Origin of the sequence: Mucilaginibacter sp. Bleaf8 (assembly GCF_018390515.1) — a bacterium.
GTDB lineage: Bacteria > Bacteroidota > Bacteroidia > Sphingobacteriales > Sphingobacteriaceae > Mucilaginibacter.
The window spans coordinates 938,330-954,095 of record NZ_JAHBBK010000001.1; the positions used below are offsets into that span (position 1 = coordinate 938,330).

Here is a 15,766-nt window from a genome sequence, read left to right on the forward strand (position 1 = left end):
GACACCACTAACGATAGTGAAAAACGCAAGCAGTACGTCCAAAGCCAAACAAATTGCCTAATTTTCGTCCCTGTTTCGTTTAGCATCATATTATGAACGATAATCCGCAACTCAGAACCGTTAACGTAATGCGTTATGTAACGCCTTTGCGCGAAGGCGGTTCGCTGCCGGCCATTGCCGAGGCAGATGATGAATTTTTATATGTACTTAAATTCCGGGGTGCCGGGCAGGGTGTAAAGGCTTTGATTGCCGAACTGATTGGTGGCGAGATAGCCCGGACGCTGGGCTTCAAAATACCGGAAATTGTGTTTGCCAACCTGGATACAGCTTTTGGCCGCTCGGAGCCCGATGAGGAAATACAGGATTTGCTGAAAGCCAGTGTAGGTTTAAACCTGGCACTGCACTACCTGTCGGGTGCCATAACGTACGATCCTGTGCTGACCACGCTTGATGAAAAGCTGGCATCGCAGATTGTATGGCTGGATTGCTTGCTGACAAACGTTGACCGTACACCCCGTAATACCAATATGCTGATGTGGCACAAGGAGCTTTGGCTTATTGACCATGGCGCGGCGCTATACTTTCATCACTCGTGGCAAAATTGGGAAGAGCAGGCTAAAAAACCATTTACGTTGATCAAAGACCATGTACTGCTGCCCCAAGCCAGCGAACTGGAAGCTGTGGATGCGGAGTTCCGTACGCTGTTAACATCAGAACGTATAAGAGCAATTGTAAACCTTGTACCCGACGAATGGCTTACAGGCGGTTCAATCGAAGAAACTGCTGCCGAGCGACGTGAGGTTTATGCCCGCTTTTTAGAGATACGGGTTGCATCATCAGAAACATTTGTAAAAGAAGCGCAAAATGCCAGAGCCACACTTATTTGAGTATGCCGTAATACGCGTTGTACCCAGGGTGGAGCGCGAGGAATTTTTAAATATCGGCGTGATATTATATTGCCCCAAACAAAAGTTTTTGCAATGCCAGTTCACTATCAATGAAGACCGCATACGTGCATTTGCACCCGTGCTGGATATTGACGAACTGAAAGGTAACATCGAAGCATTTGAGAAAATATGTAACGGTGGAAAAGGTGGTGGGCCTATTGGTATGCTGGATATCGCATCGCGTTTCAGGTGGCTTACTGCTACCCGCAGTACGGTGGTACAGGCATCCAAAGTACACCCCGGCTTGTGCAACTGCGAGGCGCACCAAACTTTAACCAAACTACACGCACAGCAAGTGCTCTAAGTGATAAGCGTTGTATGAAGCTAACCAAATCATCGCCATTGCAAAAGCTGCTGGATACCCTGCCCCAACAAGGCAAAGTATGCTGGATAGGCATTCGCCCTCAGCGCAAGGCACCACTGCTTTCATTAAATGAGGTAGAGGCGCTAACTTTAAAAGGACTTGCAGGCGATCACTTTTCGGGTTCAGCCGGCAGTAAGCGGCAGGTTACCCTCATACAACAAGAACACCTGGATGCTATTGCGTCTATCATGCAACTGCCGGATCTGTCGCCGGGCATAATACGGCGTAACATTGTAGTTAAAGGGATCAACCTGCTGGCTTTAAAAGATAAAACTTTTTGGGTGGGCAATACTTTATTGGAATACACCGGCGAATGCCATCCATGCTCGCGTATGGAAGAAAATTTAGGTGCAGGTGGTTACAACGCCGTGCGTGGCCATGGCGGTATTACCGCGCGCATATTACAAGGCGGTATTATCAGCGTTGGCGATGCGGTAAAGATGAACGGTATCGATGAACGTTTACCTGCTACTGATTTATTTACAGGGTTGTAATAAAAGCTTTATACAATTGATCTCTGACTGCTCATATCTATGCTATTTAATAATTGATTAACCGTCAGATTAATCTCCCTTAATACAACGAGGATAGCTTTGATGCTTACATAAACCAATACTTTATGAAGCACTATTTACTTTCTGCTCTCCTGATTGCCAGCCTGGCAGGCTGTAAAAAGGACAATCAGCCTACCGATCCGGAAACCGAGTTTTTGTAAACGAAGACCCGGCTACGTTTGCCGAAACAGGTTCGCTTGATATTGGCGATGCCGGTGCTGCCGAAATATCAGCCTTTGACCCAACTACCAACCGTTTGTTTGTTGTAAACAATGGCACGGTGAACAAGATAGATATCATTGATTTTAAAGACTCGGCACACATGAGCGTTATCACTTCCATCAGCATGGCGCCTTATGGCGGCTCGGTTAACAGTGTATCCGTATCAGATGGCAAGCTAGCTGCCGCAATCGAATCAACCGACAAACAGGCCAATGGTAAAATTGCCGTTTTTAAAACCAGCGATTACAGCGAAATAAAGGTGATTAACGTAGGTGCATTGCCCGATATGGTTACCTTTTCGCCCGATGGCAAATATATTCTGACAGCCAACGAGGGCGAGTACCGACGGCAATGAAATTGATCCAAGCGATAAAGATAACGGCATGACGCTGGCAAAATGGAACGTAAAAGGCGTTTATATGCCCGATGCTATTGCCGTACTTGAATCAAACGGTACCCCCTATTTATTTACCGCCAACGAGGGCGATGCCCGTGAGTATTCGGCCTTTAGTGAGGTTAAACGTATTAAAGACAAAGACGTAAAACTGGATGCAGCTAAATTCCCGAATGCAGCTACGCTGAAACAGGATGAGCAGTTAGGCCGCTTAAACATCACGACGACACTGGGCGACACTGATGGCGACGGTGACCTGGACGAGCTGTATTCCTTCGGTGCGCGTTCTTTCAGCGTTTGGAACGGCAATGATGGCAAGCAAGTATTTGACAGCAAAAACGAAGTTGACGTTAAAGCCATTGCTGCCGGTATCTATGATGACGGCCGCAGCGACGATAAGTCTGTAGAGCCCGAAGGTATAACCATTGGCAAAATAGGCAAAAAGAACGTTGCTTTTGTAGGTTTGGAAAGAGCCGATGCCGTAGCCGTTTATGATGTTACCGATCCGGCCAAACCTGCATTTTTACAATTGCTTAAATGCGGCGATGCGCCGGAAGGTGTGCTTATCATCCCGGCAAAAAACAGCCCTACCAAAAAGAGCCTGCTGGTTGTAAGTAGCGAGAACGACGGTGTTATAAAAGTATATACACCTAAAACCATATAAGTAAATCGCCGGAATAAATAAGGGCCTATGCTAAGCATCAGGCCCTTATTTACTTTAATCAAGGCTTCATCATGTGCTTGTTCATGGCCGAATCAACCTGATCTGTGATTATGAACTGCCTTACTTTGCCCTTTTCCCAAGCATTGGCATTAGGGTCAACCTGTGGCATAGGGATGTCGGCCCGGTTTCGCTTCTTTTCTTCTTTTGATACGTTGAACCGCTTATCTCTGTCGGCCACGGCTGCGGGGTTAAGCTGCCCTTCTTTGGTAAAGCCCATCATCAGCATAGGCATCCCCATAGGCAAGGTACGGTCCTGATCGGTATGCCAGGTATGGATGGTTTTACCGTAGGTGGACACAATCTTTTCCATCAACTCATGCTCCGCCTTTTCGGGCAGTCCCGGCGCAATTAACTCGCCTGATTTTACCTCGTAATGGTGGCTGTGCCACAGCAACTTTTCCTTCTCGGGCAACGTCTTGAACAGCTTAGCGGTAATGATATACTCTACCCCCATTAACTTGGCATCTTTACCGTTGCCATCAAATATAATGGCCTGATACATATCATTATTTAACTGCGATACATAGTGATGCGCCTCCATTTGGGCATGCAGGTTGCCGTTATAAAAGTGAAAGCCATCCAGGTAAGTATTAAAGGTACTTAGTGGCGTTTTATCCTGTATCAGGTCGGCCCCGGTTTCCAACATTTTGTCTTTGCCGGTTTTCTCGCCGCCTTTGGCCTCCACGTTCGACGAGGTGTTGTTGCCACCGCAACTGTAAAATAATGCCAGCAAACAGGCTGTAATGCTCAAGCGGCTAACTTGCCTTATGATATTATCTAAAATCATTATACAATCTTTATTACAACGGATATGGTTAAAGCACCGGCTTATAAAACAACAAAAGCCGGTTGCAAACCAGCTCTTGTTAAATGTTTAGAGATTCTTTTATTGAGTAACAGCACCTGTGGTACCTAATTTAGAAACAATAGCCTGTGCCTGAACCAGGTGTTGTTTTAACAAAGGCAGTGTTTTAACGGCAAAAGCTTTCAGATCCGGTTCGGGAACGGTATGCGTTGCAGTTTCAAACAACTCAATAGTTTTTTGGTGATCAGCTACCATCATGGTCATGTACATGCGGTCAAACTCGGCGCCTGAAGCATTTACCAGCATACTGTCTGGTGCAGCTGCCTCAACAGGTGGTTTTGGTAGTTTATAGCCTTTGGCTTTCACTAAAGCCATCATTTGCTTGGTAGCCATTTTGTGGTGCTCAACCATTTGGTCACCATATTTTTTAACTTCTGCATCTTTTGCTTTAGTACCGGCCAGTTTACCGGTAACAATCTCTTTCATGTTGGCCACGGTAGCATTGGTAATAAAATCGGCAGATGCCGGATCCGGTGTTTTACTTTGTGCAAACGAAACCTGCGTAATGATTGCACCTAGTACGATTAAATAGGCGATGATCTTTTTCATAAATCCTGATGTTAGTTTGTTTATTGCTTAATTAACACCATCAGAAAATTACTGTTTTTAATTATTAATAAATAATATTTACTTAACCTTTCATGTAAGCTTCCTGCAAAACTGCAATATCAATTTTGCCCATTTGCATGAGGGCCTGCATTACGTTTTGCGACTTTGCGGCATCCGCTCCCTTTAATAGTTCAGCCAACGCATCAGGCACAACCTGCCATGATAAGCCAAACTGATCTTTAAGCCAGCCACACCTGCCCGGCTCGCCACCATCAGCTAATTTTTCCCAGTAGTAATCTACCTCTTCCTGCATTTGGCAATTGATAACAAAAGATATTGCTTCCGTAAATTTGTAATGCGGCCCGCCATTTAGCGCTATAAACTTTTGCCCGTTAAGCGTAAACGTAGCGGTCATTAGAGAACCTGCCGGGCCGGGGCCAGCATCGCCGTAACGGACCACCTTACCAATTTCTGCTTCTTTAAAAACAGATGTATAAAACGTAAGGGCTTCTTCCGCATTATTATTGAACCATAAAAAAGGTGTGATTGACGGCATAAGTTTAAATTTACTAATTAGTTAAACAATTGATTATTAATATCTACGATACAAACATAACATTAAACCTTGTAGTGAAACATGTGTAATTCCGACAAATAGCGGCCTATTCGCGACGGCATATTGCAATCAACGCTGAGCGCATCTCACGCGGCAACACAAACAGTTCTGATTAAAGTGTTGTTAACATTCACATGATATGGAATAGTGAAGGCGGTTATTATGCAGGTACCAGTAATGTGGTACTACCTGTGCCCAACAAGCAGTTCTTTCCGGCTGAATTTCAAAACAAAAGCAGGCTTGCTTATTATGCATCGTTGTTTAATAGTGTAGAGATCAATAGCACTTTTTATAAGGTACCGATGGCATCAACCATTGCCAAATGGGCAATTGAAGTACCGGATACCTTCAGGTTCACTTTTAAGCTTTGGCAGGATATCACCCATAATGCCGGGCTAAAGTTCGATAGTGCAGCTGTGCAACGCTTTATGAATGTAATTAGCTATGCCGGTGATAAAAAAGGCTGTTTGCTGATACAGTTTCCGCCAAGCACAAATATTAACCTGCCGCAGCTACAATATCTGCTGAGCGAAATTAAGCATGCTGATGTATCGGCCAATTGGCCCCTTGCCGTCGAATTCAGGCACCGCTCATGGTATAATGACGATGTATACGATTTACTTGACGAGCATGGCGTTGGTATGGTACTGCATGATTTGCCAGCCTCGGCAGCACCTTTGCGTATAGGCGAGGCTGACTTTGTGTATCTGCGTTTTCATGGGCCGAATGGCGGTTACCGCGGCAGCTACGCTGATGAGTTTTTATATGAGTATGCCCAGTACATCCAGGAATGGATGCAGGATGGCAAAACAGTATATGCCTACTTTAACAACACCATGGGCGAAGCGGTAAAAAACCTGCAAACACTGAACAATTACATGCAGGAAAGCTAACTGCTTCATTTCTCTAAGAGCAGGTTAAAACATTACAATGTAAGCAATAAGAATATTACGTCGCTCTTTCCATATATTTACCTCGCCTGCTTGAGCTATAATATGATGTTTGTCTTATCGAAAGTACTACTGTTCATCACCTTCCCGATCACCTGGGTATTCATCATTTTTATAAGCGCCATTATCTTAAAAAAGCCACACGTTAAACAGCGGTTATGCATTGTCGGCGTATTACTGTTATATACTTTTTCTATACCGTTTTTTCTGAACGTTTATGCCAAGCTATGGTCTTATCCAAGCACGTCGTTAAACCTACATAAAACGTATAGCTGCGCCATTATTTTGGGTGGATTTTCATCCAGAAAGGCAGATAAGACAGGCTACTTCAATGGAGCGGCCGACCGTTTTATACAAGCATTAAAATTGAAAGCAACAGGAAAAGCATCGCACCTGTTAATTACCAGCGGAAATGCCAGCTTAAGACCCGACACTACAAGCGAAGGCGTATGGGTGGGCAGGCAGTTAAAAGAACTGAATATTCCGGATAGCAGTATCTTGATTGAAAGCAAATCGAGAAACACGATAGAAAACGCGCTGTTTACCCGGCAGTTACTTAAAACCCAAAACCTGAAGCCGCCATACCTGCTTGTAACGTCCGACTTTCATATGCGCCGTGCAATGCTCATATTTAAGCATACCGGAATTGACGTAATCCCCTACACTTGCCATTACATAGCTGGTACAGATAAAATCAGCCTGAACTCATTTTGGCCCCATAGCGACGTACTTTATACCTGGGAAATATATACGAAAGAGTTGGTCGGATACGTGGTAGCTCGGCTGCATAAGTATTAATTAGCACCACATGGAGATACTATGGACATTAGCCTATTTTCAAGCTTGATTGTTGAGAATATTGTAGCACATTATCAGTACGACGCCGAGCCATCAGTTAAGATAATTGATGTTAATTACTTGTGTGCTAATCATAATAATGATTCTGCCAGTCTTCTAAATTGAACAGTTAACGAAATCCTATACCAATAATTCGTTCTCTTAAAAACCCCCATTAATCAGCTGAATATAAAAGCTACACAGTTTGGTATACAGTTTATAAATGCCTGCAACAATACAAATTTGCCATGCTACCTTGGTATAAATTAATTTTGCTATGGCTCATCAGGATATCACCCAAATCACTTTTACCACTAAATTTAAGGATGTTTTAGGGCTGTTAGCTTTACTGGCTTTAGGCTTTTTTATTATCTTCCTTATGCTTCCTTATTTAGAAGCTTTTATGTTAAGCCGAACATAAGGTTCAAACCATTTTGATTTTATTAAGCGCATTGCCCCGGCCTAGTGTTTGGATATGAACAATTTTTTGTCATCCACGTGGGAGCGAATTATCCGGGGTCGGTTTCGCGACCGGACTAAATAGCTATGTAATTGTGCGTGTGCTTCTTGATATATTAGATTCCGGCTCACGACCGTTATAGCAAAATCTATTTTACAAAGCGCAGCTCATTACGCATCTTATTAGAGGTCTGGGTGAAATGACTCATTGGCACTGACTTCCTTTTAAAGTTTATCACATAGCTATGTTAAAATTTGGTAAAAAGAGATGTACATTGATTATGGTTAGCTTTTACCCTAAAAGAGTGTGCAGACGGTTGCTGATTTGTCAGTAAGAATGAATATTAATTTTTGACAGCTTTAATTTAATCGTAATCAGCACCTAAACTGCGTTTGGGTGATAAACATTTCTTGATTGAAATGTGATTTTATATCGAATCCTCTTCCTAGTTAAGCCATTGTACATAGCTAAGAGCAAGCGTCTTTTCACAGTTGATCTTGGTTTTGAACTTATTTAACTATGAGACAAAAACTCATGTAATTTCTTTGATTTTCGAAATACAATTACTACTTTTCTAGTAATCTAACCATCACAAATGAAAAAAATTCCTACTTCCTGCCGCGGTGTTGTCTCCCTGTATTTTTTCACACTCATTTTTATAATTTTTAGCTGTAGGAAAGACAATCGTGGAGAACATAACGAGCTTAGAAGCCCCAATGATAAATTTGATTACAGCGAGTATAAAATACTCTATGAAAACTCGTTTAAAACATATAAATCTTTTTCATTAGGCGAAAGATTATTTAATGCTATCAAAGGAAGAGACCTTATGTGGGATAAAGGCTATGTTTTTGAGCGAAGCGATAGTAGCCTTGTTGCGGAGTTTACCATGGTTGTTGATTCTACCATCATCTGTTATGCCCCACCTGCAACAGCCGCGAAGAAAACGTTTGCCAATAAAACAGATGCGGTGTTCCTAACATTTCACAATGGCTCGAGGATGAACTTTTACATGAAAGTGGTTGAAGATATTTCTGAACACAAGGAAAAGCCGCTGATCAACGCCGTTCATTACACCGATATTCCGGCAGGCTTTACGGGTATGGTTTATTATTTTACGTTTGATCACAAATTCATCAATGGTTGGATGTACAAAAACGGGGCGCTCACTGCCGAGGCTACCTTGGTTCCCTCCCTCGGTAATTCAACGGATACGAAAGTACTTTCAACCGGTTCAGTAAGTAAACCGCTTAACATGGCACCCAATTGTGAGACTTACGAAACCAAGTTTTATAACTGCTACTATGGATCCTGGACAAGCAATGGCGTTACTTATTCATCAGAGGTAACCTGCGACTACATGTATTCAACCACCACTACAGTTTGTACAGGCACCGGAAGTGGTGGTGGCGGTTCCGTTGGTGGTGGTGGTGGCGGTGGCGGCGGCGGGACCACTCCCAATCCTAATCCTTGTGTGCCTGTTATAGAACAACCACAAGTTGTCAGTATTAAGGTTATCGCAGGCAAAAATCAGGTATTAAATGTGCCACCACCGCCACCGATAGGTGTAGATCCTGGAGGAGGCGGCAATCCACCTTGCCCTCCAGTGAGCAACCCACCGCTTACAGATATCGTAAATAATTTAACCGGATGCAATTATGCGGTGGTTGAAAAGTTGAGGAGCAAAGATTTAAAGGGACAGGTAGCTGGAATTATGCAAAGCACATTTGGTACAACAGATAAAGTGAACGCAGTATTCATTGAGAGTACCGATACCTATACCAGGCCTGCATTCTCGCTTCCTTTGACTGACAGAACGAGAGATGGGATACACTATTATGATTATGAGATAAGAATAAATAAAAATACTCTTCCAAGTGATGCAAGTCAGGAGTTTAAAGCGGCTATATTTATTCACGAATTGTTACATGGCTACTTAACATTCACCAATTCATCTGAAGCGAACACACAGATGCTTCAACACTATGATATTGCAACAAAGTATGTCGATGGAATTGCCCAGTTGCTTACCAATGTATTTGGACTTGATAAAGGTAAAGCTGTCTCTCTTGCAATCGGTGGCGTTAAGGATCTCTCTGTTTCAAATCCGGTTATCTACAATCAAATTTTAAATGCCCATCATACATCTCAAAGCCAGATAAATCTTGATTATGAATTTCAACGTGCCGGCTTGGACGGTACTAAATGTCCATAAAACGAATAGCTATGAAAGCAATAATTATCACCCTAATTCTAACCGCATGCACATTAGCCGGTTTTTGTCAAAAAACATCTGGCATTGGCCCTTTATTGGATGATATAAACCTAATGTCATTAAAGATGATTAAAGAATATCATCCGAATAGGGATTCCGTCGACAATTCATGTCAGGAATTCTGTGTATTCATTAAATTCAATATCAGCGCAAAAGGCAAGCTAACAAATATAGCTTATACACGAACCACCCCGGCTTTTGTTCAGCAAGCCCTTACTAAGGCGTTTAAGGCAATAGAGCCTGCTGTGAAGATCCGGATAACAAGTCAACTGGCTAAAAGGACATACATTCTACCATTGCAGCTGATACATAACGAAGGCTGCGGTTTGCAATACGGATCCTGGCCCAGTCCGGAAGATGAAAAGCTGACAGAAGAAATGAAACAGGTTTACAAAGATCGTCAGCTAAGGTTCAGCCATTCGCCTGTATCTATATGGAATATTACCCATTTTACTGATGGGAACCGTACTGACGCCATTGACTGCATCTTGTTGTCACCACTTCGTAGTGGTGGGATCATATTCTAAGCTCCATTTCATTTGAAATGCAAACCTATAATTTGAGCCTCAATAAGCATTAGAACCTGACTAGATCCTACCTAGCACCAATAGTTGGCCGGAATTTATTTGCATCAAAGTCATAATTGTGATAGAACAACCACAAGTTGTCAGTATTAAGGTTATCGCAGGCAAAAATCAGGTATTAAATGTGCCACCACCACCACCGATAGGCGGAGATCCTGGAGGAGGCGGCAATACACCTTGCCCTCCCGCCAACAATACATCCCCGGCCCTTACAGATATTAAAAACGAGCTAACCGGATGCAATGGCGTTGTGGTCGATAAATTAAAAAACAAAAATATGGTTGGACAAGTAGCGTCGATCATACAAACCACCTTTGGTACAACCGATAAAGTCAATGCAATGTTCATAGAAAGCACTGAAACTTATAACCGACCGGCTTTCTCATTTCCATTGAAGAATGTTACCAAGTCCGATGGCTCCCGGCAATATGACTTTCTGATTAGGGTAAATACGAACGTGTTGCCCAGGGATGCGAGCCAAGAATTTAAAGCTGCTATCTTTGTTCATGAGCTGCTACACGGATATTTAAGCTATGTAAACTCGTCAAAAGCGAATACGCAAATGTTACAGCATTACGACATCGCAACAAAATATGTAAATGGTATTGCCTCACTTCTCAATAATGTGTTCGGGGTAAATATAAATATCGCAACGTCTTTGGCCCTCGGCGGCGTTAAAGATCTTTCTGTGTCGAATCCTACCACTTACAACCAGATCCTCAAAGACCATAACACTACTCAAAGCCAGATTAATGTTGATTATGAATATCAGCGTGCCGGTCTGGAAGGCACCAAATGCCCATAAAACGACTATGTATGAAAGCATTGTTTATCACCCTCATCTTGACCGCGTTTACCTTAAGCGGTTTCAGCCAACATCAACGCCGTATGGCAGCTTTAACGGACGATATCTATAATATTTTTTCTAAAATGATTGACCACTATCACCCCGATAAAGATTCCGTTAATAACTCCTGCCAGGAGTTCTGCGTGTTCGTAAAATTCAACATCAGTAAAAAAGGGAAGTTGTCCAACATCGCTTACACAAAAACCACCCCGGTTTTTGTTCAGCAAGCCCTTATTAAAGCATTCAAAGCTATTGAACCACTGGCTACTATCCGGGTATCCGGAACATTGGCTACAAGAACATACATTCTACCTTTGCAACTGACACATAATGAAGGATGCGGTTTACAGTATGGATCCTGGCCCAGCCCCGAAGACGAAAAGCTGACAGAAGAAATGAAACAAGTTTACAAAGACCGCCAGCTAAGATTTAGCCATTCCCCAGAATCCATATGGAACATAACAAACTTTACAGACGGGCGAAAAGATGTCGTCGATTGCATTCTTCTGTCGCCGTTCCAAAGTGGTGGTATAATATTTTAACCCCATAATGATAAGGTGAAACCAAAATTTAGTTTCACCTTATCATTACAAACATTAAAACCTCACTAAGTCCCACCTAGCTCCTATCGTCGGCCGGAACTTATTGAAATTAAGGTTATAATTGTAGTTTGATATCAAACTAAACCGGTTGATATCAAACTACCCTGGGCCAATGTGAGTAAGCTGCGCGAAGCTGAAATTTGCTGCCACTTGAATACCTAAGTTCGAAAACCGGTTCTTTCTGCTGAACGGTCAGTAGCTTGACGCCACTCACATGAAACTATAAGATCGTTAGAGAATATATCAATGTAGCTTTTATTTGCCTTCATTATCCGTTTCTTTTTTCACTACTGCACCACAGTCAACGAATCAATATAAGCATAATCGAACTGGCCACGGTCCGAGGTGTCAGCGCAGGCAACTGGTGGCCGGTAGGCAAGTTACGTTGTTTGATGTGGTTGTTTTACACTTGCAAATGTTTCTGTGTTGTATAGAAACAACTCACCATACGTTTTAACCAATAAATACTTTCCATCGGTTGTTGTGAGATGTTTATACCACTTAACTCTCATACTAGTTTCGAATTGAAAAGAGTTTGGATCCTGACTGATACTCTAATACTGAAATACTGGATATTGAATAGATTCATCCCTATTATCACTGTAATTAAAACATCCGGAACCTCTGTTTGGCACTAGCTTATCTTGCTCAGATACTTCGTAAAAGGATCGTACACATATTGTTCGTAAGTCTGAACATATAGCGATTTATGAAGCTGTTAAGAACACCTTTGCAACGGATATGAAAGAATTGAAACCAACCACTGAAGTGCTAACCTATAATGTACAGAGCATAAAGAGCAGAGCACTCGCTTTAACCAGAGAACCATCTGCAACGAAGCACAAAAAGCCTTAGAAGCTCGATTATTTACACCATTAAAAAACCCCTCTCAAACGCTTGTTTGGAGGGGTTTAGTGCACCCGAAGGGATTCGAACCCCTATCTTCAGAACCGGAATCTGAAATTCTATCCATTGAACTACGGGTGCTTGCAGCGAGTGCAAATATATTATTTTAGAATCAAGAGCCAAGAGCTGAAAACCAATTAGTCTTTAATTTATAGCAAACTATGCTTCAAGAACCAGGAAATAAGCTATGTACTAACTATTTTTCCCGACTCTTAATTGTTAGCTCTTGGCTTAATTCACTACACGTTGAAGCGGAAGTGCATAATGTCGCCGTCTTGTACAACGTAAGTTTTACCTTCTACGCTTAATTTACCGGCATCTTTGCAGGCACTTTCCGAACCAAACTTCACAAAATCTTCATACTTGATCACCTCCGCACGGATAAATCCTTTCTCAAAATCGGAGTGGATTACGCCTGCTGCCTGCGGTGCTGTAAATCCTTTAGTAATTGTCCAAGCACGCACTTCCTGTACACCGGCAGTGAAGTAGGTACTCAGATCCAACAGCTGGTACGCTGCTTTAATCAGCTTATTTACCCCGGATTCTTTCAAACCCAAATCGTCCAGAAACATTTGGCGCTCCTCGTAAGTTTCCAGCTGAGCAATTTCCGATTCAATCTGTGCAGAAATGACCAGTACTTCAGCGTTTTCTTCTTTTACGGCCTCACGTACTTTTTCAACGTAAGCGTTACCGGTATTTACGGCGCTTTCTTCTACGTTGCAAACGTACATTACCGGCTTGGCGGTTAATAACCACAAGTCGGCAATATGCTCTTTATCCTCTTCGGCAACTTGTGCTGTACGGGCAGATTTACCGCTCATAAGGTGTTCACGGTAAACGGTTAAAACTTCGTATGCTTTTTTAGCATCCTTGTCGCCACCGGTTTTGGCCATCTTTTCTACTTTCTGAATCTTCTTTTCAACCGATTCCAGGTCTTTCAGCTGCAGTTCGGTATCAATGATTTCTTTGTCACGAATCGGGTCAACAGAACCATCAACGTGAATTACGTTATCGTTATCAAAACAACGCAGCACGTGAATAATGGCATTAGTGGCACGTATATTACCTAAAAACTGGTTACCCAATCCCTCACCTTTGCTGGCGCCTTTTACCAAACCGGCAATATCTACTATCTCAATCACGTTCGGTACCACCTTTTGCGGAACTACCAGCTCGGCCAGCTTGGTTAGCCGCTCATCGGGCACGGTAATTACGCCAACATTGGGCTCAATTGTACAAAACGGAAAGTTAGCCGCCTGTGCTTTGGCGTTCGATAAACAGTTAAAAAGTGTTGATTTACCTACGTTTGGCAAACCTACTATACCACATTGTAAACCCATTAGTTGTTATTGCGTGTATTAAATTGTTAAGTGAATGGCGCTATGTATATTGTATAAGCCACCTAAGTGACTTGTTGTATTGTTCAGTAAATTAATATACTAAATACGCTGTCAAATTTCCCGCAAAGATAACACAATTTCTGCCTTGATATTTGAAAAAATAAACGACTTTTGCGGGCGTTATCAAACGATTGCTGACAATTTAAGTTTAAGATGTAAAACAAAGAGGGCCGCATATGAAAGAAATGGTTGAACAAATAGAAATGTTACTGGAAACAGGAGATAAAACGCAATTGCATGACTATTTGAACAGCCTCAACATATCGGACGTCGAAGAACTGATCGGGGAACTGCCCGAGCATGCAGCTGTTTTTATTGAAAGTCTTTCCCTTAACCGCGCAGTGAACGTTTTCCGGATTTTGGATTTCCCAACCCAGGAGCGTTTACTAAAAAAGCTGCCGGGATACAAAACAGCCGAACTGATTAACGAACTACCGCCCGATGACCGTACCTCATTATTCAGTGAATTACATGGCGATACGGTTAAAAATCTGATTTTACACCTCCCACCCGACGACCGCAAACAGGCCCTGGCTTTATTAGGCTACGAAGAAGACAGCGTAGGCCGGTTGATGACACCGGATTATGTAGCCGTAAGAAAAGACTGGGATGTAGTACGTGTGCTATCACACATCAGGCGCTATGGTAAAAATTCCGAAACCATAGACGTGATATATGTAATTGACGATCATGGCGTTTTGTTGGACGATATCAGAATTCGTGAAATATTGCTGGTTGATCCGGCCACTAAAATAAGTGACCTGATGGATAACCGGCTGATTGCCCTGAACGTGAACGACCCCCAAGAAGAGGTGATCAACACTTTCAGGATGAATAACCGCGTAGCCCTACCCGTTACCGATCATAATGATATTTTGCTGGGTATTGTAACTGTGGATGACATTTTGTGGATAGCCAACGAGGAATATACAGAAGACATTCAAAAAATTGGTGGTACAGAGGCATTAGATGAGCCTTACCTGGACATCCCGTTGCTAAAACTGGTTAAGAAACGCGTAGGCTGGCTAATTATCTTATTTTTAAGTGAGATGCTTACCGCTACAGCAATGGGCTTTTTTGAGGATCAGATAGCTAAGGCTGTAGTACTCGCCTTGTTTGTGCCGCTCATTATATCGAGTGGTGGCAACAGCGGGTCGCAGGCATCAACTCTTATTATACAAGCCATGGCGCTTGGTGAAGTTACCGTGGCCGATTGGTGGCGCGTAATGCGCCGGGAAATCATCTCTGGTTTGCTGCTTGGTGTTACACTCGGTATCATTGGCTTTTTCCGAATTTACATCTGGACGCTTTTTAGCGACATCTACGGTCCGCATTGGGTACTGGTAGGTACAACAGTTGGTCTGGCTTTGGTAGGCATTGTACTGTGGGGATCACTGGCCGGCTCCATGCTGCCGCTGATGCTTAAAAAGCTGGGGCTTGACCCTGCTACATCATCAGCGCCATTTGTAGCTACGCTGGTTGACGTTACCGGCCTTATTATTTACTTTACCATCGCAGTATCCATTATGCATATATAAGGTCTTCAGTAATAGAGACCTCAGATAACTATCGCCAAAACAAATTAATGCTAAATACAAAACAAAAAAGCCTCGCCCTTACCGGACGAAGCTTCAATAATAAGCTTATAAAGAAATGCGCCTAAGGGCGCA

The 15,766-nt window shown here is 42.8% G+C and carries 17 protein-coding genes and 1 tRNA gene; 13 read left to right on the top strand and 5 right to left on the bottom strand.

Annotated elements, in window-relative coordinates; translation table 11 throughout:
* Nucleotides 1-92: 92 nt before the first annotated feature.
* The 5 genes from KHS38_RS04180 to KHS38_RS22200 all read left to right on the top strand — a co-directional run bounded on the left by KHS38_RS04180 (nt 93) and on the right by KHS38_RS22200 (nt 3,145).
* Nucleotides 93-887 carry a HipA family kinase gene (locus KHS38_RS04180; protein WP_213487255.1) on the top strand — a complete coding sequence of 265 codons (795 nt, stop codon included), beginning with the start codon at nt 93-95 and terminating at the stop codon, nt 885-887.
* Nucleotides 865-1,251 (top strand): DUF3037 domain-containing protein, encoded by a 387-nt coding sequence (locus tag KHS38_RS04185; RefSeq protein ID WP_213487256.1) that lies wholly within the window; start codon nt 865-867, stop codon nt 1,249-1,251. Before KHS38_RS04180 ends, KHS38_RS04185 begins: the two co-directional genes overlap by 23 nt.
* A gap of 14 nt (nt 1,252-1,265) precedes the next feature.
* Nucleotides 1,266-1,805 carry an MOSC domain-containing protein gene (locus KHS38_RS04190; RefSeq protein WP_213487257.1) on the top strand — a complete coding sequence of 180 codons (540 nt, stop codon included), beginning with the start codon at nt 1,266-1,268 and terminating at the stop codon, nt 1,803-1,805.
* A gap of 340 nt (nt 1,806-2,145) precedes the next feature.
* Entirely contained in the window at nt 2,146-2,442 is a 297-nt protein-coding gene (locus KHS38_RS22195) for a choice-of-anchor I domain-containing protein (protein WP_249665268.1), read from the top strand.
* A gap of 28 nt (nt 2,443-2,470) precedes the next feature.
* Nucleotides 2,471-3,145, top strand: coding sequence for a choice-of-anchor I domain-containing protein (locus tag KHS38_RS22200; protein WP_249665269.1), 675 nt, complete (start codon nt 2,471-2,473; stop codon nt 3,143-3,145).
* 58 nt (nt 3,146-3,203) lie between these two features.
* Here the strand turns inward: KHS38_RS22200 and KHS38_RS04200 are convergent, their stop codons facing one another.
* The 3 genes from KHS38_RS04200 to KHS38_RS04210 form a co-directional block, all read right to left on the bottom strand.
* On the bottom strand, nt 3,204-3,956 hold the full coding sequence (locus tag KHS38_RS04200) for an OBAP family protein (protein ID WP_249665270.1): 753 nt from the start codon (nt 3,954-3,956) through the stop codon (nt 3,204-3,206).
* Between the two features lie 135 nt (nt 3,957-4,091).
* Nucleotides 4,092-4,619 (bottom strand): DUF4142 domain-containing protein, encoded by a 528-nt coding sequence (locus KHS38_RS04205; RefSeq protein ID WP_213487259.1) that lies wholly within the window; start codon nt 4,617-4,619, stop codon nt 4,092-4,094.
* An 82-nt stretch (nt 4,620-4,701) separates the two neighbouring features.
* On the bottom strand, nt 4,702-5,175 hold the full coding sequence (locus KHS38_RS04210) for a VOC family protein (protein ID WP_213487260.1): 474 nt from the start codon (nt 5,173-5,175) through the stop codon (nt 4,702-4,704).
* A 194-nt stretch (nt 5,176-5,369) separates the two neighbouring features.
* Between KHS38_RS04210 and KHS38_RS04215 the strand changes: the two genes are divergently transcribed.
* The 7 genes from KHS38_RS04215 (at nt 5,370) to KHS38_RS04245 (ending at nt 11,730) form a co-directional block, all read left to right on the top strand.
* Complete coding sequence (locus KHS38_RS04215; protein WP_213487261.1) at nt 5,370-6,128, top strand: DUF72 domain-containing protein; 759 nt, start codon at nt 5,370-5,372, stop codon at nt 6,126-6,128.
* A 102-nt stretch (nt 6,129-6,230) separates the two neighbouring features.
* Complete coding sequence (locus KHS38_RS04220; protein WP_213487262.1) at nt 6,231-6,983, top strand: YdcF family protein; 753 nt, start codon at nt 6,231-6,233, stop codon at nt 6,981-6,983.
* Nucleotides 6,984-7,299: 316 nt separating this feature from the next.
* The gene (locus KHS38_RS04225; protein WP_213487263.1) at nt 7,300-7,443 is read left to right on the top strand and encodes a hypothetical protein; all 144 of its coding nucleotides are present in this window, start codon (nt 7,300-7,302) and stop codon (nt 7,441-7,443) included.
* Between the two features lie 634 nt (nt 7,444-8,077).
* The gene (locus KHS38_RS04230) at nt 8,078-9,697 is read left to right on the top strand and encodes a hypothetical protein (RefSeq protein ID WP_213487264.1); all 1,620 of its coding nucleotides are present in this window, start codon (nt 8,078-8,080) and stop codon (nt 9,695-9,697) included.
* Between the two features lie 11 nt (nt 9,698-9,708).
* Complete coding sequence (locus KHS38_RS04235; protein WP_213487265.1) at nt 9,709-10,284, top strand: hypothetical protein; 576 nt, start codon at nt 9,709-9,711, stop codon at nt 10,282-10,284.
* A gap of 118 nt (nt 10,285-10,402) precedes the next feature.
* Nucleotides 10,403-11,146: a hypothetical protein gene (locus KHS38_RS04240; RefSeq protein ID WP_213487266.1), complete on the top strand. Its 744-nt coding sequence runs from the start codon at nt 10,403-10,405 to the stop codon at nt 11,144-11,146.
* Nucleotides 11,147-11,229: 83 nt separating this feature from the next.
* Nucleotides 11,230-11,730, top strand: coding sequence for a hypothetical protein (locus tag KHS38_RS04245; RefSeq protein ID WP_213487267.1), 501 nt, complete (start codon nt 11,230-11,232; stop codon nt 11,728-11,730).
* A gap of 975 nt (nt 11,731-12,705) precedes the next feature.
* Here the strand turns inward: KHS38_RS04245 and KHS38_RS04250 are convergent.
* Together KHS38_RS04250 and ychF are read right to left on the bottom strand one after the other, a co-directional pair.
* Nucleotides 12,706-12,777, bottom strand: a tRNA-Arg gene (locus KHS38_RS04250).
* 158 nt (nt 12,778-12,935) lie between these two features.
* A complete protein-coding gene (ychF, locus tag KHS38_RS04255) occupies nt 12,936-14,036 on the bottom strand; it encodes a redox-regulated ATPase YchF (protein ID WP_213487268.1) in 1,101 nt (366 codons plus the stop codon).
* 236 nt (nt 14,037-14,272) lie between these two features.
* Here ychF and mgtE point away from each other — a divergent pair, with 236 nt between their 5' ends.
* Nucleotides 14,273-15,634: a magnesium transporter gene (mgtE, locus tag KHS38_RS04260; RefSeq protein WP_213487269.1), complete on the top strand. Its 1,362-nt coding sequence runs from the start codon at nt 14,273-14,275 to the stop codon at nt 15,632-15,634.
* Nucleotides 15,635-15,766 lie beyond the last annotated feature (132 nt).